Here is a 25,219-nt window from a genome sequence, read left to right as displayed (position 1 = left end):
CCGCAGGCGCCACCGGCCCGCACCCACCCCACCACCTCAAAGATTCTGAACCTCAGCCCCCGCCTTCACCAACAACTGCTGCCCGATATCGAGCAAGGCCCGCCCCCCGGCAAGCTCCTCCCCGATCCGCCGCTCGTCGGGATCCCGGGGATCCCGCGTGGCCTGCCCCCGCCCCCTCAACTCCGTGCCGTCGCGCAGCCGCAGCAGCGCAGCCGCGCGCGTGTGCGTCTCGTCCTCGTCGAACTCGACCTCGACGTGCCAGCCGGCCACCTGCATGATCACTACCTCCGCGACGTCGTCCGGGAAGCCCCGGCCGGCCGGAAGCGCCCGCCCGCGGCTACCAGTCAGTACCCTCGACGGGACCGCCTCCCCGCCCCAGCGGCCGAAGATCACCCATCCGGTCGCCGACCGGTCCTTACACCGGGCATACCCGCTTCTGTCGGGCTTCTCAGAGCCCACTCAGACTGTTTTCATCTAGCCGGAGCACAGTCATATCCATGACGGACAACGACCGCCGCAACGGCGCACAGGAACCTGACTTCCAGCAGCAGCCCTTCGCGTACCCGGCGCCGCCGTCGTACGCCCCTCAGCAGCCGGTCACCACGGCGTCCGGCGTCACCGTCTGGCCCGGCGACGGCAGCGCCGCACACGGCAACGCCATGCACGGCAACGCCGCCCACGGCAGCGGCGGCACAGGCGGCCCCGGCGACGGCGGCTACGCCGGCTTCGACACCCCCGGCACCCCCGGCAACGGCACCCCCGGCAGCGGCAGCGCCCACGCCTCGCCCCGCGCCCGCCGCCCCGTCGCGCTCATCGCCGCCTGCGCGCTCGTCGCGGCCGTCGTCGGCGGCGGCTCGGCCGCCCTGGTCGGCGAGCTCGCCTCGCGCTCCGGCACCAGCAGCCACTCGACGCCCGTGCAGAACGCGTCCTCCAAGACCAGCGGCGTCTCCGCCGTGGCCAAGGCGGTCAGCCCGAGCATCGTGGAGATCAAGGCGCAGACCACCTCCGGCGAGTCCACCGGCTCCGGCGTGATCGTCACGAGCGGCGGCGAGATCGTCACCAACAACCACGTGGTCGCCGGTGCCGACAGCGTGAAGGTCTCCTTCAGCGACGGCAGCAGCAAGACCGCCAAGGTCGTCGGCACGGACCCCGACAAGGACCTCGCCCTGATCAAGGTGGACGGCGCGAGCGGCCTCAAGGCGGCGACCCTGGGCGACTCCGGCAAGATCCGGGTCGGTGACGACGTCGTCGCGATCGGCTCCCCCGAGGGCCTCACCGGCACGGTGACCAGCGGCATCGTCTCCGCCCTCAACCGCGACGTCACGGTCGCCAAGGAGCAGGGCCAGGACCAGGGGCAGCGGCAGGGGCGCGGCGGCTTCCCGCAGTGGCCGTTCGAGTTCGGCGGCAACCAGTACAACGGCGACACCGGCTCCTCCAAGACCACCTACAAGGCCATCCAGACGGACGCCTCGCTCAACCCCGGCAACTCCGGCGGCGCGCTCATCAACATGAGCGGCGAGATCATCGGCATCAACTCCGCGATGTACTCCTCCGCTTCCTCGGCCGGCCAGGGCGACTCCGCGGGCAGCGTCGGCCTCGGCTTCGCGATCCCGATCAACACCGTCAAGGCCGACCTGGCGAAGCTCCGGGCGGGCGGCAGCTGAGTTATCCACAGGGCAGGAAACCCGCCCCCGCCCGGCGTGCGACGCTGAGAGGGACAGGAGACGCCACCCGTAGACCCGTGAGGTAAGCCGATGAGCCCCGCCGAGCACGGCGACCAGCCCGCCCGCATCCTGATCGTGGACGACGAGCCCGCCGTCCGCGAGGCACTGCGCCGCAGTCTCGCCTTCGAGGGGTACGGCACGGAGCTGGCCGTCGACGGGCTCGACGCGCTGGAGAAGGTCACGGCGTACGACCCGGAGCTGATCGTGCTCGATGTGCTGATGCCCCGGATGGACGGCCTGACCGCCGCCCGCCGGCTGCGCGCCTCCGGGGTCACCGTGCCCATCCTGATGCTCACCGCCCGGGACACCGTCGGCGACCGCGTCACCGGCCTCGACGCCGGGGCGGACGACTATCTGGTCAAGCCCTTCGAGCTGGACGAGCTGCTGGCCCGGATCCGCGCCCTGCTGCGCCGCAGCTCCTACGCGGCGGCGGCCGTGGAGGCGGTCTCCCACACGCTCGCCTTCGCCGATCTCCACATGGACCTCACCACGCGCGAGGTGACCCGCGGCGACCGGCCGGTCGAGCTGACCCGCACGGAGTTCACGCTGCTGGAGCTGTTCCTCGCGCACCCGCGGCAGGTCCTCACCCGGGAGCAGATCCTGAAGTCGGTCTGGGGCTTCGAGTTCGAGCCGTCCTCCAACTCCCTTGATGTGTATGTGATGTATCTGCGCCGCAAGACGGAGGCCGGTGGCGAGCCGCGGCTCGTCCACACGGTGCGGGGCGTCGGATATGTCCTGCGGGCGGACGGCGGCGGGTCCGAATGATCGGCCGTTTCCGTCGGCTGCCCCTGCGCTCACGGCTCGCGCTGCTCTCGGCGGCGGCGGTCGCCGTCGCGGTCGCGGCGGTCGCGGGGGTGTCCTGGGTGGTCCTCAAGCAGCAGCTCGAACAGCAGCGGGACACCACCCTGACCAACGTCCGGCCGACGGACGAGACCGTCGTCGACCTCCAGCGCACGTGCGGCGCCGGGCAGCGGGCGACCCCCAGCCAGTACACCTTCCAGATCATCACGACGCGGGGCGCGATCTGCACGACGCCCGGGAAGTCACCCGTCGAGGTCTCCCCGGAGGATCTGGCCGTCGGGCAGAACGGCCCGGATCCGGTGCTGCACGACGGGCGGGCGAAGAACGGCCAGGAGATGCGGGTCGCCACCTCGTCGAGCACCGTGCCCGGCGTCTACGCGGTCTCGATCGCCCAGCCCTTGAGCGACATCGACAAGCCGCTCAACAAGCTCGCGCTCGTCCTCGCCTTCACCGCCGGGGTCGGCGTCCTCGGCGCCGCCACCGCGGGCCTGGGCATCGCCCGCGCCGGCCTGCGGCCCGTGGACCGGCTGACGGACACGGTCGAGCACATCGCCCGCACGGAGGATCTCGCCGTGCGCATCCCCGTCGAAGGCGAGGACGAGATCGCCCGGCTGTCCCGCTCCTTCAACTCCATGACGGCCGCCCTCGCCTCCTCCCGCGACCGCCAGCAGCAACTGATCGCGGACGCCGGGCACGAGCTGCGGACGCCGCTGACGTCGCTGCGCACCAACATCGACCTGCTCGTGCGGAGCGAGGAGACCGGCCGGGCGATCCCCCCGGAGGACCGCAAGGCGCTCCTCGCCTCCGTCAAGGCGCAGATGACCGAGCTCGCGGCGCTGATCGGCGACCTCCAGGAGCTCTCCCGCCCGGACGCCGCGCCGGACGGCGGCCCGGTGCAGGTGATAGCCCTCCACGAGGCGGTCGGGCGCGCGGTGGAGCGGGCCCGGCTGCGCGGCTCGGGTCTGAGGTTCGCGGTGCGGATGGACCCCTGGTTCGTACGGGCCGAACCGGCCGCCATGGAGCGTGCCCTGGTCAACCTCCTGGACAACGCGGTGAAGTTCAGCCCGCCCGGCGGCACGGTCGAGGTCACCCTGACCGGCGGCGAGCTGACCGTGCGCGACCACGGCCCCGGCATCCCCGCCGATGAACTCCCGCATGTCTTCGAGCGCTTCTGGCGCTCCCCCTCGGCCCGCAGCCTCCCCGGCAGCGGCCTGGGCCTCTCGATCGTGGCCCGCACGGTCCGCCAGGCCGGCGGCGAGGTGTCCCTCGGCCCGGCGGAAGGCGGTGGCGCGGTGGCGTCCGTACGGCTGCCGGGCGCACCGGTGGCGCCGCCCGGTCTCTGACGGGGGGTTTGCGCCGGGCGCGTATTGCCTAGGTATGCGCCATGGCTGAGGACAATGTGGCACGTACGTATTACGACACCAGTGACGTCGACGGCTTCTACGCGCAGGCGTGGGGCGGCGAGAACATCCACGTCGGGATCTACGACAACGCGCACGAAGCGGTGGCCGTGGCGGCCCGCCGGACCGTCGAGCGGATGGCCGCGAAGACGGCCGGCACGCTCGGGTCCGGCAGCACCGTCCTGGACATGGGCTCCGGTTACGGCGGCGCCGCCCGGCAGCTCGCCGAGACGTACGGCTGTCGCGTCACCGCGCTCAACATCAGCGAGGTGCAGAACCGCCGGAACCGCGAGCTCAACCTCGCGCGCGGGCTCGACGGCCTGATCGACGTCGTGACCGGCTCCTTCCACGACGTCCCCGCGCCCGACGGCTCGTTCGACGTCGTCTGGTCGCAGGACGCCCTGTGCCACAGCGGCGACCGCCCCACCGCGCTGCGCGAGGCCGTGCGCCTCCTCGGGCCCGGCGGGCAGCTCGTCTTCACCGACTTCATGGCCGCCGTGGACGCCCCCGCCGAGGAACTGCGCCCGCTCACCGAGCGGCTGGCCATCGAGGAGTTCGCCACTCTCGGCTTCTACCAGGACCAGCTGCGTGAGCTGCCGCTGGCCGATGTGACGTTCGAGGATCTGAGCGACCACCTCCAGACCCACTACGACCGCCTCACCGAGGAGGTCCTCTCCCCCTCCCCCACCCTCGCGGCCTCCGTCGACGCCGCCTACCTCGACGGCCTGCGCCGGAGCCTGCCCCAGGTGGCGGCGGCCTGCCGCAAGGGGCTCATCGTGTGGGGCATCTTCCACGCGAAGCGGGTCTGAGCAGCCGGTTCGTCTCGAACACCCGGCCGGATCGCCACCAATTCGCGTGCAGTCAGGGGCACTTGCCGAGCGTCGTGCGGATGGGTCGTCGTGATCCGCCTAGCTTGCCGACATGCAATGGGCACACGATCACGACGACCACGCCACGCTGACTTCTCAGACCGCTACCACGTTCACCGCCGACGGGCCCTTCTGGCCGTCCTGGATCTCGAACTCCACATCCTGCCCCTCGGCCAGCGTCTTGAAGCCGTTGCCCTGAATCGCGGAGAAATGGACGAACACATCCTTGCTCCCGTCCGCCGGGCTGATGAAGCCGAAACCCTTCGACTCGTTGAACCACTTGACCTGACCCTTGAGCTTCGCCATTACGGATCCTCACTGTCGGCGGACTGGAGATCACCGTCTCACGTGCCACTGACAAGAGGGGTCACTTTGGCCCGACCGGCGCTTTCGGCACCCCGCTTCGCCCCGAGTTCGCACCACAGCCACTTCCCACGGAACCCCGTCCCGTACCAGCGGTGCCCATAGGAGGTGCTCCCCCAGTTGTCCGCGCAGCGCCGGACGATCAACAGCCCCCTGCCGTACGTCGTGTCGGTGCGCCGGGGCTCGACGGGACGCAGCACTGGCTGCTCGAACGGCTCGGGCACTTCGGGGTTGGTGTCCCACACGCTGATGCGGATGCCGGGGGTGGCGAGTTCACGGATCCGCAGCTCGACGGCGCCGTCGGAGTAGCGGTACGCGTTGGTGACGAGCTCCGAGGTCAACAGCTCGGCGTCGTCCCGGAGTTCGTTGAGCTCGTGACTGCTGAGCACGCCGCGCAGGGTGATGCGGGCGATCCACGCGGAGCGGGGGTCGTTCGGCAGGTTGAGCGTGTACGACCAGGGGTTCTCCGGGGATACGGTTGCCATGACGGCTCCTTGGAGGAGGTGGTTGGCGATTGCCGCACGGTGTCTTGCCGCGTGCTTTCGGGCACGGCGGTGCGCTTCCGCTTCCGCGGCGGGCCGGTTGGTGGCTTGGGTCACAAGCTAGCCTCGGCGATGGCCTATATTCCACTCGTCCAGCGAAATAAGGGCCAACTGACCCCGTGTGGGTGACGCTTGAGTCAGGAGAGCAGCAATGGGATCGTCAAGTAGCCCCACTCTGCGCCAGCAGCGCTTGGGAGCGGAGCTGAGGAAGCTTCGCGAGCGAGCGGGGCTGTCCACGACGGCTGCGGCGGCTGGTCTTGGCGTCAACCAGTCGCGGATCAGCAACATCGAGGCCGGTCGGTATCCAGTGGGAGCCGACCGCGTGCGGACCATGGCCCGCACCTACAGCTGCCCGGACCACGAGCTGATCGACGCCTTGGCAGGCATGACCGGCGGCCGCACCCGAGGCTGGTGGGACGAATACCGCGAACATCTACCCGCCTGCTTCGCAGACTTGGCCGAGCTCGAGCATCACGCGACAGGCTTGCGTGTGGCCTTGGTCATCCACATTCCGGCACTGCTCCAGACCCACGAGTACACCCGCGCAGTGATGCGGGACGCCATGCCGCCCATGCGGGCGTACGAAGTGGAACATCGCTTGTCTCACCGGATGAAGAGGCAGGCGATCCTCCACGGCGACCACCGGATCCCGTATTCGGCTGTCATCCATGAAGCCGCGCTGCGGATGCAGTTCGGTGGACCTGCAACGGTCCGCGCACAGCTCCGCCATCTCATCGAGATGAGCGAGCTGGACAACGTGACGATCCGAGTGATCCCATTCAGCCTCGGCATTTTTCCAGGAGCGGGACAATCCGCTGACCTCGTCCTCGGTGCCGTCCCTGGGCTCGATACCGTTCAGCTTGACGTAGTGCGCGGCATCCACTTCCTGGACTCCGAGGCGGAGTTGGTCAATTACCGGGCGATCATGGACGCAATGGAATCCATCGCTCTGGAGCCGACCAAATCAAGGGAATTCATCGACAGCATCGCGCGCACCATCTGAAGGGACGGAAGCGTGTCCGCTTACCACTGGCAGAAATCCTCCTACAGCGCGACCTCTTCGAACTGCCTGGAGATATCCGCGGCCCCGCAAGGAACCCTCCTCCTCCGCGAGAGCGAAAACCCCGGCACCGTCCTCACCCTCACCGTCACCCAATTCCGCACCCTCATCCGGATGCTCAAGGGACAGATCCGTTGACCGGCCTCAGCCGCCGCAGCCGCAGGACCGGCGGACCACCAGCGCCGAAGGGAACTGCTTGAGCCGCTCCCGGCGCGAGCCGGCCACGCGGAGGCCGTCGTCGAGCACCAAGTCCACCGCCGCGCGCGCCATGGCGATGCGGTCGGAGGCGACGGTCGTCAGGGGCGGGTCCGTCAGGGCCGCCTCCTTGACGTCGTCGAAGCCCGCCACAGCCAGGTCGCGCGGCACGTCGATGCGGAGCTCGCGCGCGGCGCGCAGGACACCGATGGCCTGGTCGTCCGTGGCACAGAGGAGCGCGGGCGGCCGGTCCGGGCCGGAGAGCAGCTTCAGGGCGACCTGATAGGCGTCGTAGCGGTTGTAGGGAGCCTGGAAGAGCCGGCCCTCCAGGGACTTCCCGGCCTCCCGCATGGCCCGGCGCCAGCCCTCGACGTGGTCGGTGACGGGGTCGCCGACGGTGGGCGTCTCCTCCGTACCGCCGAGGCAGGCGACGTACGGATGGCCGTGCTCCAGGAGGTGCCGGGTGGCGAGCTGCGCGCCGCCGACGTCATCCGTCACGACGGCCACGTCGTCGATCGCGTCGGGGCGCCGGTGCATCAGGACCACCCGGGCGTCCCAGGCGTCGATCTCGGCGGCGGCGTGCTCGCTGGGCCCCTGGCTGATCAGGATCAGGCCGGAGACCCGCATGCCCAGGAACGCGCGCAGATAGTGCACTTCGCGCTCGTCGAGATAGTCGGAGTTCCCGACGAGGACCATCTTCCCGCGCTCGGCCGCCGCCTGCTCGACGGCGTGTGCCATCTCCGCGAAGAACGGCTGCCGGGCGTCCGGGACGATCAGACCTATGAGATCCGTCCGTCGCGAGGCCATGGCCTGGGCGACCCGGTCGGGGCGGTAGCCGAGCTCCTTGATCGCGGCGAGGACACGCTCGCGCGTGGCCGGGGCCACGGGCCTCGGACCGTTGTTGATGACATAGCTGACCACCGCGGTCGACGTCCCCGCCAGTCTCGCCACATCGTCCCGCGTCACCTTGGCCACGCGCGGCAGTCTACGCGGGTCCACCTAGCGTTTGGCCGGTCGAGCACCCTGGGATTCGGGGGCCGTGGACTCTATCGCGGCCCCGTCCTCCGGCTTGCGGTCGTCGGGGCGCTCGGCGGCCTTCTCCGGCTTCTCGGGGAGCACGAAGCGATACCCGACATTCCGGACGGTTCCGATCAGGGACTCGTGCTCGGGCCCGAGCTTGGCGCGCAGCCGTCGCACGTGGACGTCCACCGTCCGGGTGCCGCCGAAGTAGTCGTAGCCCCAGACCTCCTGGAGCAGCTGGGCCCGGGTGAAGACCCGGCCGGGGTGCTGGGCGAGATACTTCAGGAGCTCGAACTCCTTGAAGGTCAGATCCAGCACCCGCCCCTTGAGCTTGGCGCTGTAGGTGGCCTCGTCCACGGAGAGGTCGCCGGTGCGGATCTCCATCGGGCTGTCGTCCATGGAGATCTGCTGGCGGCCCATCGCGAGCCGCAGCCGCGCCTCGACCTCGGCGGGCCCCGCGGTGTCCAGCAGGACGTCGTCGACGCCCCAGTCCGCGGTGACGGCGGCCAGGCCGCCCTCGGTGACCACGAGGATCAGCGGGCAGCCGGGGCCGGTGGAACGCAGCAGCTGGCAGAGGCTGCGTACGTGCGGAAGGTCGCGGCGGCCGTCGATCAGTATGACGTCGGCCCCGGGGGTGTCCACCAGCGCCGGCCCCTCGGCCGGGGCCACCCGCACGCTGTGCAGGAGCAGGCCCAGGGCGGGCAGCACCTCCGTCGACGGCTGGAGGGCGTTGGTAAGGAGCAGCAGAGAGCTCATCGGCCGCCCCCTGTCGGGGTCGTCGTACGTTTCCGGGTGTCGCGCGCGCTTCGCTCGCCCATGACGTCGGTCCTCCTCGGTCCCTGCAAAGGGGATACCACCCAGGCTGACGCACTGGGGGAGTGTGCGGCTCTGCTTCGTACGGTTTTGTGCTGGCAGTCTTCGGGGTGCGCGCCCTGGAGCGCGCTTGCGCTCATCCGCGCGGGAGCGCGTCTGAATGCACAAAAGGACCCGGGGGCTGCTCTGCCCGGATCCTCTCTGCGCAGCAGGATAGCCCACGGGGCTTTGCGGTGGCCGGACGATTTTGCATGACCTTGTGTTTCGTCGGTCACTTCGGGTGGTCGTGGGGGGTGGGGCTTGACGTGGCGGCATGGGGGGCGCGTTGAGGCATGGGGGCGCGTGGCGCTTCGGCGGGCTTTCTTCCCCAGTCCCGCCCCTTCCCGGCTGTATCTGATGTGCGGCTACGCCGCGTGGGGGGCGCGTGCCCCAGACCCCCGACTGCCGGTCCGTTGCCGCCTGCGGCGGGAGCGGCCTGCGGCCGCGTCCTCAAACGCCGGACGGGCTGAAATACAACCCGGATGTCGCCCCCGGCACCCGCCACAACCCAAGCCCGGCCGGCGCTTGAGGCCGCGCCCGAAGGGCGCTCCCGCCGCAGGCGGCAACGCACCCGCAGAAGAAACCCGCTCAGCCCCCCGCAACCGCCTCCGCGAACTGCGCCGCATAAAGCCGCGCATACGCCCCATCCGCCTCCAGCAGAGACTCGTGCGTCCCCTGCTCCACGATGTGCCCCGACTCCATCACCAGGATCACGTCCGCGTCCCGGATCGTGGAGAGCCGGTGGGCGATCACGAAGCTCGTGCGGCCCGTCCGCAGCTGGGCCATCGCGTGCTGGATCAGCACCTCCGTGCGGGTGTCGACGGAGCTGGTGGCCTCGTCGAGGACGAGGATCTCCGGCTCGGCGAGGAACGCGCGGGCGATGGTGATGAGCTGCTTCTCGCCGACGCTGACGTTGGAGCCCTCCTCGTCGATGACGGTGTCGTAGCCGTCGGGGAGGGTGCGGACGAAGCGGTCGACGTGGGTGGCCTTCGCGGCCTCGACGATCTTCTCCATGGAGGCGCCCTCGGCACCGTAGGCGATGTTCTCGGCGATGGTGCCGCCGAAGAGCCAGGTGTCCTGGAGGACCATGCCGATGTGGGAGCGCAGCTCCTCGCGCGGCATGGCGGCGATGTCGGCGCCGTCGAGGGTGATGCGGCCGCCGCTCACCTCGTAGAACCGCATGAGCAGATTGACCAGGGTGGTCTTGCCCGCGCCGGTGGGGCCGACGATGGCGACCGTCTGGCCGGGGCTCACGGTCAGGGAGAGGCCGTCGATGAGCGGCTTGTCGGCCTCGTAGCGGAAGGAGACCTCCTCGAAGGCGACCTCACCGCGCACCGGGCGCGGCTCCGCCGGGGCGGCCGCGTCGGCGGACTGCTCCTCGGCGTCGAGCAGTTCGAAGACGCGCTCGGCGGAGGCGACGCCGGACTGCACGAGGTTGGCCATGGAGGCGACCTGGGTGAGCGGCTGGCTGAACTGCCGGGAGTACTGGATGAACGCCTGGACGTCACCGATGGACAGCGAGCCGGAGGCGACGCGCAGGCCGCCGACGACGGCGACGAGCACGTAGTTGATGTTGCCGATGAACATCATCGCGGGCTGGATGATCCCGGAGATGAACTGCGCCTTGAAGCCGGCCGCGTAGAGGTCCTCGTTCTCCTTGCGGAAGGTCTCGGCGGACTCCTTCTGCCGGCCGAAGACCTTGACCAGGGAGTGGCCGGTGTACATCTCCTCGATGTGGGCGTTGAGCTTGCCCGTGCTCTTCCACTGCGCGACGAACTGCGGCTGCGCCCGCTTGCCGATGCGGGTCGCGACGATCACGGAGACCGGGACGGTGACCAGCGCGATCAGGGCCAGCAGCCAGGAGATCCAGAACATCATCGCCAGCACGCCGACGATGGTGAGCACGGAGGTGACGATCTGGCTCAGGGTCTGCTGGAAGGTCTGCTGGATGTTGTCGATGTCGTTGGTGGCCCGGGAGAGGACCTCGCCGCGCTGCTGCTTGTCGAAGTAGCTCAGCGGCAGCCGGCCCAGCTTGTCCTCGACCTGCTGGCGCAGCCGGAAGACCGAGCGCTGGACGACGACGGTGGCGATGCGGGCCTGGACGAGCGCGAAGACGGAGGCGGCGACGTAGATCAGCAGCACCCAGAGCAGGACGTTGCCGACGGCGTCGAAGTCGATGCCCTTGCCGGGGGTGAAGTCGACGGAGGAGAGCAGGTCGGCGACCTTGCCGTCGCCCTTCTGCCGCATGGCGTCGATGGCCTGGGCCTTGGTCACGTGCTCGGGGAAGCCCCGGCCGACGACGCCGGCGAAGATCAGGTCGGTGGCCCGGCCGAGGATCTTGGGGCCGAGCACGGACAGCGTGACGCTGCCCAGGGTGAGCAGCAGGGCCACGGTGATCAGGGCCCGCTCGGGCCGGAGCACGGCCAGCAGCCGCTTGCTGGAGCCCGCGAAGTCCATGGACTTCTCGGTGGGCTGGCCGCCCATGAAGCGGCCTATGCCGGCCGCCGGGGCGGGGCCTCTGCGCGGCGTCCCGCCGGACGCTTCGCCGGGCTGCCCGCCCTCCTGGCCCGGCCGCGCCGGCTTTTCCGGGGACGTCACGCCGCCTCCTCCTCGGTGAGCTGGGAGAGCACGATCTCCCGGTAGGTCTCGTTCGACGCCATCAGTTCGGTGTGGGTGCCGGTGCCGACGACCCGGCCCTCGTCAAGGACGACGATGCGGTCGGCGTCGCGGATGGTGGACACCCGCTGGGCGACGATGACGACGGTCGCGTCCCCGGTCTCGCGGGCCAGCGCGGCGCGCAGCCGCGCGTCGGTGGCGTAGTCGAGGGCGGAGAAGGAGTCGTCGAAGAGATAGATCTCCGGGCGGCGGACCAGGGCGCGGGCGATGGCCAGGCGCTGGCGCTGGCCGCCGGAGACGTTGGAGCCGCCCTGGGCGATGGACGCCTCCAGGCCGAGGTCCATGCTCTCGACGAAGTCGCGGGCCTGCGCGGTCTCCAGCGCGTGCCACAGCTCCTCGTCGGTCGCGTCGGGCTTGCCGTAGCGGAGGTTGGAGGCGATGGTGCCGGAGAAGAGATAGGGCTTCTGCGGGACGAGGCCGACGGTCTCGGAGATCAGCACGGGGTCGATCTCGCGGACATCCTCGCCGTTGACCAGGACCGTGCCCGCCGTGGCGTCGAAGAGCCGGGGCACCAGGCCGAGCAGCGTGGACTTGCCGCTGCCGGTGGAGCCGATCACGGCGGTGATCTCGCCGGGCCGGGCGACCAGCGAGACGTCCTTGAGGACGGGCTCCTCGGCGCCGGGGAAGCGGAACTCCACGCCGGTGAGCTCCAGATGGCCCGAGCGGCGCAGCCGGGTGACGGGCGCGGCCGGGGGCACGACGCTGGAGTCGGTGGAGAGGACCTCCTGGACGCGCTCGGCACAGACCTCGGCGCGCGGCACCATCATGAACATGAAGGTGGCCATCATGACCGACATCAGGATCTGCATCAGATAGCTGAGGAAGGCCGTCAGCGCGCCGATCTCCATGTGGCCGCCGTCGATGCGGTGGCCGCCGAACCACAGGACGGCGATCGAGGAGAGGTTCACGACCAGCATCACCGACGGGAACATCAGCGACATCAGCCGGCCGGCCTTGAGCGAGACGTCCATCAGCTCGGTGTTGGCACCCCCGAAGCGCCGCCGCTCGTGGGTGTCGCGGACGAAGGCGCGGATGACGCGGATGCCGGTGATCTGCTCGCGCAGCACGCGGTTGACCGTGTCGATGCGCTCCTGGACGCCCCGGAAGACCGGGCGCATCCGCCAGATGATCAGCGACACGATGATGCCGAGGATCGGGACGATCACCAGGAGCAGCGCGGAGAGCGGCACGTCCTGGTTGAGCGCCATCACGATGCCGCCGACGCACATGATCGGGGCGGACACCATCAGCGTGAACGCCATCAGGACCAGCATCTGGACCTGCTGGACGTCATTGGTCGTCCGGGTGATCAGCGAGGGCGCGCCGAACTGGCCCACCTCGCGGGCCGAGAAGGACTGCACCCGGTCGAAGACGGCGGCGCGCAGGTCGCGCCCCAGCGCCATGGACGTCCGCGCGCCGAAGTACACGGCGCCCACGGCGCACACGACTTGGACGAGGGTCACCCCGAGCATCCAGCCGCCATAGCGGAGGATGTATCCCGTGTCACCCTTGACGACACCGCCGTCGATGATGTCCGCGTTCAGGGTGGGCAGGTAGAGCGTGGCGAGCGTCTGGACGAGCTGCAGGAGCACGATCAGCGCGATGGGTTTGGAGTAGGGCCTCAGATACGCCCGCGTAAGTCGTACCAACACACATGCAGCCTATGTGAGGCCCCCGCCACACGGCTTCCCGTTTTGCAGGTGGGCGTCGTGACTCCGCATACACCCGTCATCATGGGAGCCGCACATGAAGGAAAGGGGTCGCCGTGGCGACGACACAACCGGCACGGCCGGTGGAGCTGCCGAGGCAGCCGGGGCCGGCGGGCACGATCCGCTACTGGGCCGCGGCGAAGGCCGCCGCGGGCACGGCCGAGGAGCCGTACGCGGCGCGCACCCTCGCGGACGCGCTGGACGCGGCCCGGCGGCGCCACTCCGAGCGCCCCGAATTCGCCCGGGTGCTCCAGCGCTGCTCGTTCCTCGTGGACGGCGACCCGGTCGGCACGCGCGACCACACGACCGTCCAACTGGCCGAGGGCGGCACCGTCGAGGTGCTCCCGCCCTTCGCAGGAGGGTGACCCCGGCACGATGAGCAATCAGCCGCACAACGGATACGGGCACCGAGAGCCCTACGAACCGTACGAACCACGTGAACCGTACGGTCCCTACGACCAGCAGGGCGTACAGCCTCCGGCCCAGCCGGGCTACGACGCCTATCAGCCGTACGACCCGTACGCGCAGCCGCAGCCGCAGCCGCAGCAGCAACAGCCCCAGCAGCCGCAGAACCCCTCGGCGTGGCCCACGACGCAGGGCGGGCAGCAGGGCTACGGGCAGCAGGAGCCCGTGACGCAGACCTGGCAGACCCCGACCTGGGACACGCAGACGTGGCAGCAGCCGGTCGCGCCCTCGGCGGCGGATCAGGGCTACGGCGCTTCGTGGGCCGGCGAGCCCGCGCAGGACGGCGCGTTCGCGGGCCACGGCCGCGCGGCGGTGCCGGAGGCGGACGGCTTCGGGCAGATGCCGGCCGAGCAGCCCTCCGCCCAGCCTGAGGCGCAGCCCGCCGCTTCCCCGCGGGTGCCGGCGGCGCCCGCCGCTCCGGAGCGGCCGATGACCGCCGCCGAGAAGGCCAAGGCGGAGGGCCGTCCGCAGATCCTCGCGCCGGGCTTCCAGCCCGCCGTGCTGACCACCGTGCTCGCGGGTCTGCTCGCGGCGGCCGCGCCGCTCGGGCATGTCGCGCTGGCCGTGCCGGTGGCGCTGCTCCAGGCGGTGACGGCGGCGGGCTGGTTCCGGCTCAACGGCATGTGGCCGGCCCGGCAGGGCATCGCGCTCGCCTTCCTCGGCGGTCTGGCCGCGGACATCGGGCTGCTGGCCACGGACGCCGACCAGGCGCCGACCGTGCTCATGGGCACGCTCGGCGTGTGGGTGCTGCTGACGCTGGTGCTCCAGCTGCGCAGCAACGCCGCGCCCGACGAGCGGCTGTACGGCCTGATGGTCGCCGGCGCCTCGGCCGCCCTCACGGTGGTCGCGGCCGGGCACCTGGCCGCCACGACCTCCGACGCCGTCGTGATCGGCGCGGTCGCGGTGGCGGTGACGGCACTGGCCCGCGCGCTGCCCCTGCCGTCGGTCGCCTCACCCGTCGTCGCCCTGATCGCGGCCGCGGGCTCGGGCGTCGCGACCGGTCAGCTGACCGGCTTCGGGACCTCCGCGGCGCTGCTCGCCCTGGCCGCGGGCGTCTGCGCGCTGGCCGGCCTGCGCGCGGCGAGCTACGACTACCCGTCCCGCTTCGTGCACATGACGGCGGGCGTCGCGCTCCCGCTGGCGGCGGCCGCCCCGGCCGTCTACGTGCTGGGCCGGGCCCTCGGCTGATCGTCCGCTGATCAGCGGATTCGCCGGTTTTCCGCACCGTCCGGTTAGGCTCCCTGCACAGGCAGGGGGCCTGACCTTTTACCAGGGGGAGCGAGAGAAACCGATGCGCGCGCTACGAATAACCCTGATCATCGCCGTCGTCCTGGGGGCCCTGTTCGTGGGCGCCGACCGCGTCGCGGTCTATTTCGCCGAGGACCAGGCCGCCGAGAAGATACGCAGCTCGCAGAATCTCTCGGGCACCCCCGACGTATCCATCAAGGGCTTCCCCTTCCTCACCCAGATCGCGAGCTCCTCCCTCGACGAGGTCGACGTCAAGCTCGACGGCGTGACCGCCGGGGACGGCGAGAAGTCGGTCCGCGTCACCGGCTTCAACGCGAAGCTCCAGGACGTGAAGATCAACAGCAGCTTCTCCTCCGCCGTCGCCGACCGCGCGACGGGCACCGCCCACATCTCGTACGCCGACCTCACCAAGGCCGTGAACGACCCGGCCGTGACGGTCGGCTACGGCGGCACGAACGCGGCGGGCAAGAGCCAGGTGAAGGTCACCGGCAAGATCTCGGCCATGGGCCAGAGCATCGAGCGCAGCGTCGAATCAACGGTCTCGGTGTCCGGGGGCGACACGATCAGTGTGCGGGCGGAGTCGATTCCGGCTCAGGGGTTTCCTGGCCTGGAGCAGCTGATTCGGCAGAAGATCGATTTTGATCGGAAGATCAGTGGGCTGCCGCGGGGGATCAAGTTGGACAAGGTCGTGACGACTCAGGACGGCGTGGACATCACGTTGACGGGGTCGCATGTGAACTTGGCGGGCTGACCGGGGGGCGCCTGCGGCGGGCTTTTCCCCTACCCGCCCCTTCCCGAAACTGGGGCGCGTGCCCCAGGCCCCCGAGCGCGGGTCCGCTGCCGCCTGCGGCGGGAGCGGCCTGCGGCCGCGTCCTCAAACGCCGGACGGGCTGAAAAGAAACGACGGGCGTGCCCCGAAAACGACCCGCCCCGGGAAATCCACCCTGCGAGACAGCCGCGTCCGTACGCCAGGATTCCCCGCACCCTCAATCCCACCTGCCCCCTTCCAAGCGCTCAACCGAAGAGCGCCATCCCACATCGCGGAAGAATCTGTCTCAGTATTCAACACACCGGTGACACGCCCACCCACCCCTCCCTACGATCGACCCATGAAGCGACAGGCGGACCTCACGAAGCGGCGGGCAGTCGACCTGTGCCGCGTCGCCGCCATGCTCTGTCGCGATGTCTGACGGGGGCGCGCGCCCGGCACACTCCAACGCCGCCGCCCGCCCCGCGCTCGTTCCCCCTCGGCCCGTCGAGGCCACCGCACCAACCGCTGCGCGGCACCGCACGCTCCCCTCGCCGAAGCCGGGAGCTCACCGCGCACACTTGCAACTGCCCCGGAGGAGAACAGCATGAGCCGCAGTGACGTCCTGGTGGACGCCGACTGGGTACAGGCCCGGATCGACGACCCGAAGACCGTCATCGTCGAGGTCGACGAGGACACCTCGGCCTACGACAAGAACCACATCAGGAACGCGGTCCGGATCGACTGGAAGACCGACCTCCAGGACCCCGTGCGCCGCGACTTCGTCGACCAGGCCGGCTTCGAGAAGCTGCTGTCGGAGAAGGGCATCGCGGTCGACGACACCGTCGTCCTCTACGGCGGCAACAACAACTGGTTCGCGGCGTACGCGTATTGGTACTTCAAGCTCTACGGCCACCAGGACGTGAAGCTCCTCGACGGCGGCCGCAAGAAGTGGGAGCTCGACTCCCGCGACCTCGTGGCCGAGGTGCCGCAGCGGGCGCGTACGGAGTACCGGGCGCAGCCGCAGGACACCTCGATCCGCGCGTTCCGCGACGACGCGGTGGCGGCCATCGGCACGCTCAACCTCGTCGACGTCCGCTCCCCCGACGAGTTCAGCGGCAAGCTGCTCGCCCCGGCGCACCTCCCGCAGGAACAGTCGCAGCGCCCCGGCCACATCCCGACCGCGCGCAACATCCCGTGGTCGAAGTCCGCCAACGACGACGGCACGTTCAAGTCGGACGACGAGCTCAAGGCGATCTACGAGGCCGCCGGCGTCGATCTGTCCAAGGACACCATCGCCTACTGCCGCATCGGTGAGCGCTCCGCGCACACGTGGTTCGTGCTGCACGAGCTGCTGGGCCAGCGGAACGTCCGTAACTACGACGGTTCCTGGACCGAGTACGGCTCCCTCGTCGGCGTGCCGATCGAGCTCGGCGCCAACTGACCCTTCCCCTCCCTCCCCTCAAGGAACGCTTATGTGTGGAGCAAAGGCCGGCGGCCCCGACGCGTCGACCGCCAAGCCCGGTGAGACCACCATCCAGGGCTCCGTGACCCGCGACGGACAGCCCGTCACCGGCTACGTCCGACTCCTGGACAGCAACGGCGAGTTCACCGCCGAGGTCCCGACGTCCGCGACCGGTCAGTTCCGGTTCTACGCCGCCGAGGGCACGTGGACGCTGCGCGCGCTGGTGCCCGGGGCGACCGCCGACCGCAAGGTCGTCGTCGCCGAGAAGGGCGCCCTCGCGGAGGTCGCCATCGCCGTCTGACGGCTCGCGATCGGCCGGAGGGCCGCACCCCGGGGTTGGACGCCATGATGGGGGGTGCGGCCCTTCGCGCCGTGCGGGGTCCGGTCGTACGGTGGGGGTATGTACGCGCGGCGCCGGCACTGGTACTTCGCCATGATGGGGACGTGCATCGGCATGTTCGTCCTGGCCTGGGGCGTGGTGCGGCTGTGGTCCGTACCGGCCGCGGTGGGCATGTGCCTCTTCGCCATGGTCATCCCCCCGGTCGCGGCGATCGTCGCGAACCGGCACGGGCCGGATGATCGCTGGTGGGACGATCCGTCGGGCGACCCGAAGTCTGATGAGTGGTGGGACGAGCTGGACGGCAAGCGGCGTCGTTAGGCGGGGTTTTCTTCTCCCCGGCCCCGCCCCTTCCCGAACTGGGGCGCGTGCCCCAGGCCCCCGAGCGCGGGTTTCGTTCCCGCCTGCGGCGGGAGCGGCCTGCGGCCGCGTCCTCAGACTCCCCCAGCTACCTCCCCCAGACTCCGTCCGGGGGCACCTCCCAGCGGTAGCTGGGGGAGTTTGAGGACAACGCGCGAAGCGTGTTGCGGGGCCTGGCGGCAGGGGAAAAAGCCCCCCGCCCTCACAACAACTCAGTACACCAACGCCTGCACGTCATCCCCCAGCGCCTCCGCCACGAAGACCTGAGCCCCCGCGATCCGCGCCCCCTCGATCAGATCCCCCTCTTCGATGTCGCGGCGCGCCGCGCACTGCGTGCACACCGTGATGAGGCCACCGCCCACCCGGATCCCCTCGATCAGTTCCGGCAGCGGCGCCGCGTGCGGCAGGGAGAACTCCGCCGCCCGGCCGGGGAGCGCGAACCACGACGCCTCGCCGGTGAGCCACAGGGAGACCTCGACACCACTGGCCACGGCGACGGCCGCGACCGTGAACGCCTGGGAGCAGCGCTCGGGCGCGTCCGCGCCCGCCGTGACCTTGAGGACAAGCTTCTTCTTCGCCATGCGATCACTGTAGGCGGGTCCCACCGCGTGCCACCCACCTCACAGAGCCGCTCCCGACGCGTCCGACTAGACTCGGGGGCGGTCCGTACCCCCTCTCTCCGACCGAGGAGCACGCTCGTGCTTGAGGCAGTCTTCACCACCCTGCTCGTGCTGGTCGCCGTCGGCGTGCTCGCCTTCGCCGGGCTGACCTGGAAGAAGCTCTACCAGGGCCAGCGCTGACCCACGGCCGCTGACCGCTCTCCCTCACCGTCTCCTACAGATCGTCTGAGCCCATGATCGAGATTCCGTCCGACCTCCACCCGGACCTCGTGCCCCTCGTCTTCCTCCTCGGCAAGTGGGAGGGTGCCGGCGTCGCCGACTTCCCCGGCTCCGAGAAGTGCAACTTCGGGCAGGAAGTCACCTTCACGCACGACGGCCGTGACTTCCTGGAGTACACGTCGCACAGCTGGGTGCTCGACGGTGAGGGCAAGATGGTCCGCCCGCTGGAGACCGAGAGCGGCTACTGGCGGATCGACAAGGACCGCAAGGTCGAGATCGTCATGATCCGCGACCAGGGCGTCGCCGAGGTCTGGTACGGCGAGCTGGCCGACCAGAAGCCGCAGATCGACCTGGCGACGGACGCCGTCGCCCGCACCGCGGCCGCCGGTCCGTACACGGGCGGCAAGCGTCTCTACGGCTACGTCAAGGGCGACCTGATGTGGGTCGGCGAGAAGGCCACCCCCGAGGTGCCGCTGCGCCCCTACATGTCGGCGCACCTGAAGAAGGTCGCCGACCTCAAGGAGTGGGCCGCGAGCCTGCCCGACGACATGCCGGACGGCGTCGCCTTCTTCAACCAGGACGGCACGCCCTACACCGGCTGAGCACCACCCGTACGACTCGAAGAAGCGCCCCGCGGGGGAAGTCCGGTCGAAGTCCGGCGCTGACCCGCAACGGTAGGCGGAAGGTCCCCCTGGGGCCTTCCGCGAGCCCGATCACCCGCGGCGGCGTCAGCTCCTGACAACTCGCCGTGGACTGCGAGGGGACACCCGGGCGCACCCCTCGCCCCGGGCCGCTCCTTGGTACGTACGACGCGGCCCGAGCCGAAGGCGTACCCCCGTGGCGACCACGCTCCAGCCCACCGTGACCACCGGCGCACCGCCGCCACCCCGGCGGCCACCGCTGCCGCCCCTGCTGGCCGGGCTGGGCGTGGCCCTGCTGGTCTCCCTCGTGTGCGCGGTCGGCCTCGGCGCGGCCGGGATCACCTGGGGCGAGACGTTCCGCTTCCTGCGGGCCGGGCTGACCGGCGGGACCATCGCGCCGGACGAGGTCTCCGCCTACACCATCGTGTGGGAGCTGCGCTTCCCGCGCGCCCTGCTGGCCGCCGTCGTCGGCGCGGGTCTGGCCTCCGTGGGCGTGGCCGTGCAGGCCATGGTCCGCAACGCGCTCGCCGATCCCTTCGTCCTCGGCATCTCCTCGGGCGCGGCCGTCGGCGCCAACGCCGTGCTGCTCTTCGGGGCGCTGGGCTCCCTGGGCGTCTGGGCGCTGTCGAGCGCCGCCTTCGCCTCGGCGCTCGCCGCGATGGTGCTCGTCTATCTCGCCGCCCGCACCCCGCAGGGCCTGACGCCGCTGAGGCTGGTGCTGACCGGCTCCGCGATGTACTACGGCTTCTCGGCCGTCACCACCCTGATGGTCTTCAGCGCCGACCGCGGCGAGGCCGCCCGCTCGGCCATGATGTGGCTGCTCGGCAGCCTGGCGGGGGCCACCTGGGCGTCCGTGCCGATCGCGGCCGCGGTCGTGCTGGCCGGGCTCGGGTATCTGCTGTGGACGGCGCGCGGCCTCAACGCCCTGGCCATGGGCGACGAGACGGCCGCCGCGCTCGGCGTCGCCCCCGACCGGCTGCGCCGCGAGCTGTTCGTCGTGGCGGCCGCCGTCACCGGCGCCGTCGTCGCCGTCAGTGGGGCGATCGGTTTCGTCGGCCTGATGGTCCCGCACATCACCCGCATGCTCGTCGGCGCCGACCACCGCCGGGTGCTGGCCGTGGCCCCGCTGCTGGGCGCGGTGCTGCTGGTGTGGGTCGACATCGTCTCCCGGCTGCTGCTGGCGCCCGTGGAGCTGCCGGTCGGCGTCATCACCGCGATCATCGGCGTGCCCTGCTTCGTGCTGCTCATGCGCCGTCGCGGCTACAGCTTCGGAGGGGCCTGAGCATGCGCGTCGACATCGAGGACCTGTCGGTCGAGATCGCGGGCGCCCGCCTGGTGGCGGAGATCGCGCTGCGGGCGGGGACCGGGGAGTTCGTGGGCCTGATCGGCCCGAACGGCAGCGGCAAGTCCACCCTGCTGCGCTGCGTCTACCGCGCGCTGCGCCCGGCCACCGGCACCGTACGGCTGGACGGCGACGACCTGCACGCGCTGACCGCCCGCGAGGGCGCCCGGCGGCTGGCGGCGCTGCCGCAGGAGTCGGCGAGCGAGTTCGACTTCACCGTCGCGGAGATCGTCGCGATGGGCCGGCTGCCCCACCAGGGCGCCGCCGCGCGGGCCACCGCCGAGGACGGCGCGGTGTGCGCGGCGGCCCTGGAGCGGGTGGGCGCGAGCCACCTCGCCGCGCGCGCCTTCCCCACCCTGTCCGGCGGCGAGAAGCAGCGTGTGCTGATCGCCCGCGCCCTGGCCCAGCAGCCGGAGGTGCTGGTCCTGGACGAGCCCACCAACCACCTGGACATCGCCCAGCAGCTGGAGGTCCTCTCGCTCGTGCGCGGCGCGGGGCTGACGGTCCTGGCCGCGCTGCACGACCTGAACCTGGCCGCCACGCACTGCGACGCGCTGTACGTCATCGCGGGCGGCCGCATCGTCGCCTCCGGCCCGCCGGACGAGGTGCTCACCGCCGAGCTGCTCGCCGACGTCTTCGGCGTACGGGCCCACCGCGTGCCGCACCCCGAGTCCGGCGCCACGCGCCTGCTCTTCGACCGCCTCCCGACCCCGTAAGGACCCGCCCCATGCGTGCTCTGCGCACCGCCGTCGCCCTGCTCGCCGCACTGGCCCTCGCGGGCTGCGGAGCGAAGGTGCCGGATTCCCCGGACTCCCCCGCCGGGGCGAAGGCCTCCGGCCACTACCCCGTGACCGTGGAGAACTGCGGGGTGAGGACGACGTACGACAAGGCCCCGCAGCGGGTGGTCACCAACGACGTCGGCATCGCGGAGATCATGTTCGCCCTCGGCCTGGAGGACCACATGGCGGGCTATGTGGCGCCCGACTACAAGGGCGACCGCCAGTCCGTACCGTGGAAGGACGGCTACGAGAAGGTGAAGTGGCTGTCCAAGAAAGAGATCACCAAGGAACTCGTCCTGGACGCCAAGGCCGATCTCGTCTTCGCGGGCTGGAACTACGGCTTCGGCGAGGGCAACGGCTTCACCCCGGCCGCCCTGAAGAAGCTCGGCGTCGGCTCGTATGTCCTGACCGAGTCCTGCCACAACGGCACGGGCAGCTCGCGCGGCGTGATGCCACCGCTGGAGGCGCTCTACGCCGACCTGGCGGCGCTGGGCAAGATCTTCGACGTGGAGGACCGGGCCCGCGAGCTGACCGCCGGCTTCAGGAAGCAGGTCGCCGACGCGCAGGCGCGGGTCGCGGCGGACGCCCCGAAGCCCAAGGTCTTCCTCTACGACAGCGGCCAGGACAAGCCCACCACCGCGGGCGCCTACGCCGGCCCGCACGACATCATCACCAAGGCCGGCGGCGACCATGTGATGAAGGACCTCAAGGACTCCTGGACCCAGGTCAGCTGGGAGACGGTCGTGGACCGCGACCCCGACGTCATCGTGATCAACAACTACGGGGACGTGAGCGCGGAGCAGAAGAAGCGCTTCCTGAAGTCCTACGGCCCGCTGGCGAACGTCTCCGCCGTCAAGAACGACCGCATCTTCGTCCTCGACTACGTCGACCTCGTCGAGAGCCCCCGCAACCCCGCGGCCATCGCGGCGCTCGCCGGCTTCCTCAAGGGGGTCCGCGGCGTCTGACGCTGCCTAGACTGGTGGCGTGGTGGACACCGACTGGCAGAGCAACCTCCGTAAGCGCGGCTACCGGCTGACGCCGCAGCGCCAGCTCGTCCTGGAGGCGGTCGACCGGCTGGAGCACGCGACGCCGGACGACATCCTCACCGAGGTGCGGCGCACGGCGGGCGGGGTCAACATCTCCACGGTCTACCGGACCCTGGAGCTGCTGGAGGAGCTGGGTCTGGTCAGCCACGCCCACCTCGGGCACGGCGCCCCGACCTACCACCTCGCCGACCGGCACCACCACATACACCTCGTCTGCCGCGACTGCACGACCGTGATCGAGGCCGACCTCGCGGTGGCCGAGCCGTTCACGGCGCGACTGCGCGAGACCTTCGGCTTCGAGACCGACATGAAGCACTTCGCGATCTTCGGCCGGTGCGCCGACTGCTCCTCGAAGGCGCCCGCCGACGGGTCGTAGGCTTGTGCGCATGCTGCGTCATTCGAAAGCCAGCCCGCTGCTCTCGCTGCCCGGCGCCGTCGCCGCCGAGGCTCCCGACGAGGGCGTCGCCGCGCACTACGGCGACCTCTTCCGCGAGCAGCGCGCGCTCGCCGGAGGGTCCGGTCTCGTCGACCTCTCGCACCGCGGCGTCGTCACCGTCACCGGCGCCGACCGGCTGAGCTGGCTGCACCTGCTCATCACCCAGCACGTGACCGACCTCCCGGCCGGGCAGGCCACGGAGGCGCTCGTCCTCTCCGCCAACGGCCACATCGAGCACGCGCTCTATCTGGTGGACGACGGCGAGACGACCTGGGCGCACGTCGAGCCCGGCACCCAGGGCGACCTGATCGCCTATCTGGAGAGCATGAAGTTCTTCTACCGCGTCGAGGTCGCCGACCGCACGGACGACTTCGCCGTCGTCCACCTCCCCGCGGGCTCGATCACCGAGGTCCCCGAGGGCGTACGGGTGCGCGAGACGGCGCACGGCCGTGATCTCTTCCTGCCGCGCGCGCGCCTGGCGGAATTCGCCGCCGCGCACGGCCCGGTGGCGGGCGTGCTCGCGTACGAAGCGCTGCGCGTCGAGGGCCACCGCCCCCGCCTGGGCCTGGAGACCGACCACCGCACCATCCCGCACGAGCTGGGCTGGATCGGCACGGCCGTCCACCTCCAGAAGGGCTGCTACCGCGGCCAGGAGACGGTCGCCCGCGTCCACAACCTGGGGAAGCCGCCGCGCCGCCTGGTCTTCCTGCACCTGGACGGCAGCGAGGTCTCCCTCCCGGCACACGGCGCGCCCGTCCGCCTGGCCTCGGACGGCCCCGAGGGGCGCCAGCTCGGCTTCATCACGACGGCGGCGCGCCATCATGAGCTGGGGCCGATCGCTCTGGCACTGGTGAAGCGGAACGTCGCGACGGACGCGGGGCTGCTCGTGGGCGAGGCGACGGCTGCTTCGCAGGAGGTGGTGGTGGAGCCTTAGGGTTCGCCGTGGGGTGGGGGTGCGGGTGCGCTTCCGGGTGCGGGTTCCGTTGCCGCCTGCGGCGGGAGCGGCCTGCGGCCGCGTCCTCAAACGCCGGACGGGCTGATTTGGCTGATGCAGGTGCGCAATTCAGCCCGTCCGGCGATTGAGGGAAAAGACCCCTACACCTCCACAAGCACCGTGAACGGGCCGTCGTTCGTCAACGACACCTTCATGTCCGCCCCGAAGCGCCCCGTCTCCACCCGCGCCCCCAGCGCCCGGAGCTCGGAAACGACCGCCTCCACGAGCGGCTCGGCCACAGAACCCGGCGCCGCCGCGTTCCACGTAGGACGCCGCCCCTTCCGCGCGTCACCGTAGAGAGTGAACTGGGAGATCACCAGCAGCGGCGCCCCCACGTCCGAACAGGACTTCTCGTCGGACAGGATCCGCAGCGACCACAGCTTGCGGGCGAGCTGCGCCGCCTTCTGCTCCGTGTCCTCATGCGTCACTCCGACAAGCACGCACAGGCCCTGTCCGATGATCTCGCCTACGGTCTCGCCGTCGACGACGACGCTCGCCCCGTCCACCCTCTGCACCACTGCACGCATACGGACCATGATGCCCTGCGTCCATCCAGGGCCGTTCGGGTGGAGAGACCCTGCGCCCGGGCATCACACAGTGGCACGATGCGTGCAGGCGGTGTTCGTACGGGCGACGTGCCCCGGACGCGCGCCGCCCCAGGGGAACGGAAAGCGCATGACCACACCCACCGAGGACGGTCCCATGCTCAAGACAGCGGACAGCCTGCACCCGAGGCCGCCGAGCCAGCGCGCCGGCCGGCTGGCGGACGTCCCCGCGCGGGAGCTGCGCGAGCTGAGCCTGGCGGAGCTGCGCGTGCTGCGCAGGGACGCGCAGCGGGACGAGGCGGATCTCAGCTACGTACGGCGCCTCCTCCAGGGCCGCGTCGACATCCTGCGGGCCGAGCTGGCGCGGCGCGCCTCGCCGGGTGCCCCGGTCATGGCGCGGCTCGTCGTGGAGCGGCTGTCGGAGATCCTCGCGGACGGGCCCTCCACCCAGCGCTCCTCCGCCCGCCATGTGACGCTGGGAACCCCGCACAGCGAGGAGTCCCGGCGGCTCGTCGAGGACATGCTGGCCGAGGTGGAGCTCTCCGATCTGGGCGCCCGCACCGACGCCGAGCTGCTGAGCGGCATGCGCCGCCTGGAGACGTACGAGCGCCAGGTGTCCGTACGCCGCCAGGCCCTCCAGCGCACGGCCGACGATTGCAGTGCGGAGATCGCCCGCAGGTACCGTGAAGGAGAAGCGCAAGTCGACGACCTCCTCTCGTGACCCACCGGGGGCGGTCCGCACCACCTCCCCCGGAAGGCCGAC

At 70.9% G+C, this 25,219-nt stretch carries 28 protein-coding genes; 19 read left to right on the top strand and 9 right to left on the bottom strand.

Translation table 11 applies throughout. From position 1 onward, the window contains the following. Window positions 1-36: 36 nt before the first annotated feature. Complete coding sequence (locus tag ACZ4A5_RS20665) at window positions 37-459, bottom strand: DUF1876 domain-containing protein (RefSeq protein WP_467585837.1); 423 nt, start codon at window positions 457-459, stop codon at window positions 37-39. A gap of 38 nt (window positions 460-497) precedes the next feature. On the opposite strand from ACZ4A5_RS20665, the gene ACZ4A5_RS20660 reads away from it, so the two are divergent. The 4 genes from ACZ4A5_RS20660 to ACZ4A5_RS20645 all read left to right on the top strand — a co-directional run bounded on the left by ACZ4A5_RS20660 (window position 498) and on the right by ACZ4A5_RS20645 (window position 4,734). Further along, complete coding sequence (locus ACZ4A5_RS20660) at window positions 498-1,664, top strand: S1C family serine protease (protein ID WP_467585834.1); 1,167 nt, start codon at window positions 498-500, stop codon at window positions 1,662-1,664. A gap of 90 nt (window positions 1,665-1,754) precedes the next feature. Then, entirely contained in the window at window positions 1,755-2,489 is a 735-nt protein-coding gene (locus ACZ4A5_RS20655) for a response regulator transcription factor (protein ID WP_398868211.1), read from the top strand. Beyond that, window positions 2,486-3,868 carry a sensor histidine kinase gene (locus ACZ4A5_RS20650; protein ID WP_467585830.1) on the top strand — a complete coding sequence of 461 codons (1,383 nt, stop codon included), beginning with the start codon at window positions 2,486-2,488 and terminating at the stop codon, window positions 3,866-3,868. Before ACZ4A5_RS20655 ends, ACZ4A5_RS20650 begins: the two co-directional genes overlap by 4 nt. 41 nt (window positions 3,869-3,909) lie before the next feature. Beyond that, window positions 3,910-4,734 (top strand): class I SAM-dependent methyltransferase, encoded by an 825-nt coding sequence (locus tag ACZ4A5_RS20645; RefSeq protein WP_467585827.1) that lies wholly within the window; start codon window positions 3,910-3,912, stop codon window positions 4,732-4,734. Between the two features lie 156 nt (window positions 4,735-4,890). Here the strand turns inward: ACZ4A5_RS20645 and cspE are convergent, their stop codons facing one another. Next, window positions 4,891-5,100 carry a transcription antiterminator/RNA stability regulator CspE gene (gene cspE / locus ACZ4A5_RS20640; protein ID WP_467585824.1) on the bottom strand — a complete coding sequence of 70 codons (210 nt, stop codon included), beginning with the start codon at window positions 5,098-5,100 and terminating at the stop codon, window positions 4,891-4,893. 38 nt (window positions 5,101-5,138) lie between these two features. Beyond that, complete coding sequence (locus tag ACZ4A5_RS20635) at window positions 5,139-5,642, bottom strand: ATP-binding protein (RefSeq protein ID WP_467585821.1); 504 nt, start codon at window positions 5,640-5,642, stop codon at window positions 5,139-5,141. Between the two features lie 208 nt (window positions 5,643-5,850). Here ACZ4A5_RS20635 and ACZ4A5_RS20630 point away from each other — a divergent pair, with 208 nt between their 5' ends. After that, a complete protein-coding gene (locus ACZ4A5_RS20630; protein WP_467585817.1) occupies window positions 5,851-6,702 on the top strand; it encodes a helix-turn-helix domain-containing protein in 852 nt (283 codons plus the stop codon). A gap of 12 nt (window positions 6,703-6,714) precedes the next feature. Next, window positions 6,715-6,897: a DUF397 domain-containing protein gene (locus tag ACZ4A5_RS20625; RefSeq protein ID WP_467585812.1), complete on the top strand. Its 183-nt coding sequence runs from the start codon at window positions 6,715-6,717 to the stop codon at window positions 6,895-6,897. 6 nt (window positions 6,898-6,903) lie between these two features. Here the strand turns inward: ACZ4A5_RS20625 and ACZ4A5_RS20620 are convergent, their stop codons facing one another. From ACZ4A5_RS20620 to ACZ4A5_RS20605, 4 genes are all read right to left on the bottom strand, one after another. Further along, window positions 6,904-7,929 carry a LacI family DNA-binding transcriptional regulator gene (locus ACZ4A5_RS20620; RefSeq protein WP_366008233.1) on the bottom strand — a complete coding sequence of 342 codons (1,026 nt, stop codon included), beginning with the start codon at window positions 7,927-7,929 and terminating at the stop codon, window positions 6,904-6,906. Window positions 7,930-7,953: 24 nt separating this feature from the next. After that, the gene (locus tag ACZ4A5_RS20615; RefSeq protein ID WP_467585807.1) at window positions 7,954-8,730 is read right to left on the bottom strand and encodes a response regulator transcription factor; all 777 of its coding nucleotides are present in this window, start codon (window positions 8,728-8,730) and stop codon (window positions 7,954-7,956) included. Window positions 8,731-9,414: 684 nt separating this feature from the next. Then, the gene (locus ACZ4A5_RS20610; RefSeq protein WP_467585909.1) at window positions 9,415-11,310 is read right to left on the bottom strand and encodes an ABC transporter ATP-binding protein; all 1,896 of its coding nucleotides are present in this window, start codon (window positions 11,308-11,310) and stop codon (window positions 9,415-9,417) included. Between the two features lie 110 nt (window positions 11,311-11,420). Next, window positions 11,421-13,154 (bottom strand): ABC transporter ATP-binding protein, encoded by a 1,734-nt coding sequence (locus tag ACZ4A5_RS20605; protein WP_467585803.1) that lies wholly within the window; start codon window positions 13,152-13,154, stop codon window positions 11,421-11,423. Window positions 13,155-13,300: 146 nt separating this feature from the next. Here ACZ4A5_RS20605 and ACZ4A5_RS20600 point away from each other — a divergent pair, with 146 nt between their 5' ends. From ACZ4A5_RS20600 to ACZ4A5_RS20575, 6 genes are all read left to right on the top strand, one after another. Then, on the top strand, window positions 13,301-13,576 hold the full coding sequence (locus ACZ4A5_RS20600) for a MoaD/ThiS family protein (protein WP_467585905.1): 276 nt from the start codon (window positions 13,301-13,303) through the stop codon (window positions 13,574-13,576). Between the two features lie 10 nt (window positions 13,577-13,586). Continuing rightward, window positions 13,587-14,864 carry a hypothetical protein gene (locus ACZ4A5_RS20595; RefSeq protein WP_467585798.1) on the top strand — a complete coding sequence of 426 codons (1,278 nt, stop codon included), beginning with the start codon at window positions 13,587-13,589 and terminating at the stop codon, window positions 14,862-14,864. A 103-nt stretch (window positions 14,865-14,967) separates the two neighbouring features. After that, window positions 14,968-15,675, top strand: a complete 708-nt coding sequence (locus ACZ4A5_RS20590; RefSeq protein ID WP_467585795.1) for an LmeA family phospholipid-binding protein — start codon at window positions 14,968-14,970, stop codon at window positions 15,673-15,675. A gap of 604 nt (window positions 15,676-16,279) precedes the next feature. Continuing rightward, entirely contained in the window at window positions 16,280-17,116 is an 837-nt protein-coding gene (locus ACZ4A5_RS20585) for a sulfurtransferase (RefSeq protein WP_467585792.1), read from the top strand. A 31-nt stretch (window positions 17,117-17,147) separates the two neighbouring features. Continuing rightward, window positions 17,148-17,438 (top strand): DUF1416 domain-containing protein, encoded by a 291-nt coding sequence (locus ACZ4A5_RS20580; RefSeq protein WP_398868224.1) that lies wholly within the window; start codon window positions 17,148-17,150, stop codon window positions 17,436-17,438. A 99-nt stretch (window positions 17,439-17,537) separates the two neighbouring features. Next, on the top strand, window positions 17,538-17,795 hold the full coding sequence (locus tag ACZ4A5_RS20575; protein WP_398868225.1) for a DUF3099 domain-containing protein: 258 nt from the start codon (window positions 17,538-17,540) through the stop codon (window positions 17,793-17,795). Window positions 17,796-18,046: 251 nt separating this feature from the next. Here ACZ4A5_RS20575 and ACZ4A5_RS20570 read toward each other — a convergent pair whose 3' ends face one another. Then, window positions 18,047-18,415, bottom strand: coding sequence for a DsrE family protein (locus ACZ4A5_RS20570; protein ID WP_467585788.1), 369 nt, complete (start codon window positions 18,413-18,415; stop codon window positions 18,047-18,049). A gap of 272 nt (window positions 18,416-18,687) precedes the next feature. Between ACZ4A5_RS20570 and ACZ4A5_RS20565 the strand changes: the two genes are divergently transcribed. The 6 genes from ACZ4A5_RS20565 to ygfZ all read left to right on the top strand — a co-directional run bounded on the left by ACZ4A5_RS20565 (window position 18,688) and on the right by ygfZ (window position 23,851). After that, window positions 18,688-19,275 (top strand): heme-binding beta-barrel domain-containing protein, encoded by a 588-nt coding sequence (locus tag ACZ4A5_RS20565; protein WP_361532540.1) that lies wholly within the window; start codon window positions 18,688-18,690, stop codon window positions 19,273-19,275. A 235-nt stretch (window positions 19,276-19,510) separates the two neighbouring features. Continuing rightward, complete coding sequence (locus ACZ4A5_RS20560; protein WP_467585784.1) at window positions 19,511-20,596, top strand: FecCD family ABC transporter permease; 1,086 nt, start codon at window positions 19,511-19,513, stop codon at window positions 20,594-20,596. Between the two features lie 2 nt (window positions 20,597-20,598). Beyond that, on the top strand, window positions 20,599-21,372 hold the full coding sequence (locus tag ACZ4A5_RS20555; RefSeq protein ID WP_467585781.1) for an ABC transporter ATP-binding protein: 774 nt from the start codon (window positions 20,599-20,601) through the stop codon (window positions 21,370-21,372). An 11-nt stretch (window positions 21,373-21,383) separates the two neighbouring features. Beyond that, the gene (locus ACZ4A5_RS20550; protein WP_467585778.1) at window positions 21,384-22,400 is read left to right on the top strand and encodes an ABC transporter substrate-binding protein; all 1,017 of its coding nucleotides are present in this window, start codon (window positions 21,384-21,386) and stop codon (window positions 22,398-22,400) included. Between the two features lie 19 nt (window positions 22,401-22,419). Then, the gene (locus tag ACZ4A5_RS20545; protein WP_467585775.1) at window positions 22,420-22,857 is read left to right on the top strand and encodes a Fur family transcriptional regulator; all 438 of its coding nucleotides are present in this window, start codon (window positions 22,420-22,422) and stop codon (window positions 22,855-22,857) included. Window positions 22,858-22,867: 10 nt separating this feature from the next. Continuing rightward, on the top strand, window positions 22,868-23,851 hold the full coding sequence (ygfZ, locus tag ACZ4A5_RS20540) for a CAF17-like 4Fe-4S cluster assembly/insertion protein YgfZ (RefSeq protein ID WP_467585772.1): 984 nt from the start codon (window positions 22,868-22,870) through the stop codon (window positions 23,849-23,851). A 161-nt stretch (window positions 23,852-24,012) separates the two neighbouring features. Here the strand turns inward: ygfZ and dtd are convergent, their stop codons facing one another. Further along, window positions 24,013-24,438, bottom strand: coding sequence for a D-aminoacyl-tRNA deacylase (gene dtd, locus ACZ4A5_RS20535; protein WP_467585769.1), 426 nt, complete (start codon window positions 24,436-24,438; stop codon window positions 24,013-24,015). Between the two features lie 148 nt (window positions 24,439-24,586). Between dtd and ACZ4A5_RS20530 the strand changes: the two genes are divergently transcribed. Beyond that, the gene (locus ACZ4A5_RS20530; protein WP_467585766.1) at window positions 24,587-25,177 is read left to right on the top strand and encodes an RsiG family protein; all 591 of its coding nucleotides are present in this window, start codon (window positions 24,587-24,589) and stop codon (window positions 25,175-25,177) included. Window positions 25,178-25,219 lie beyond the last annotated feature (42 nt).

This window comes from Streptomyces sp. NPDC025618 (assembly GCF_055558795.1).
This window is presented reverse-complemented; position numbering and strand designations above follow the sequence as displayed.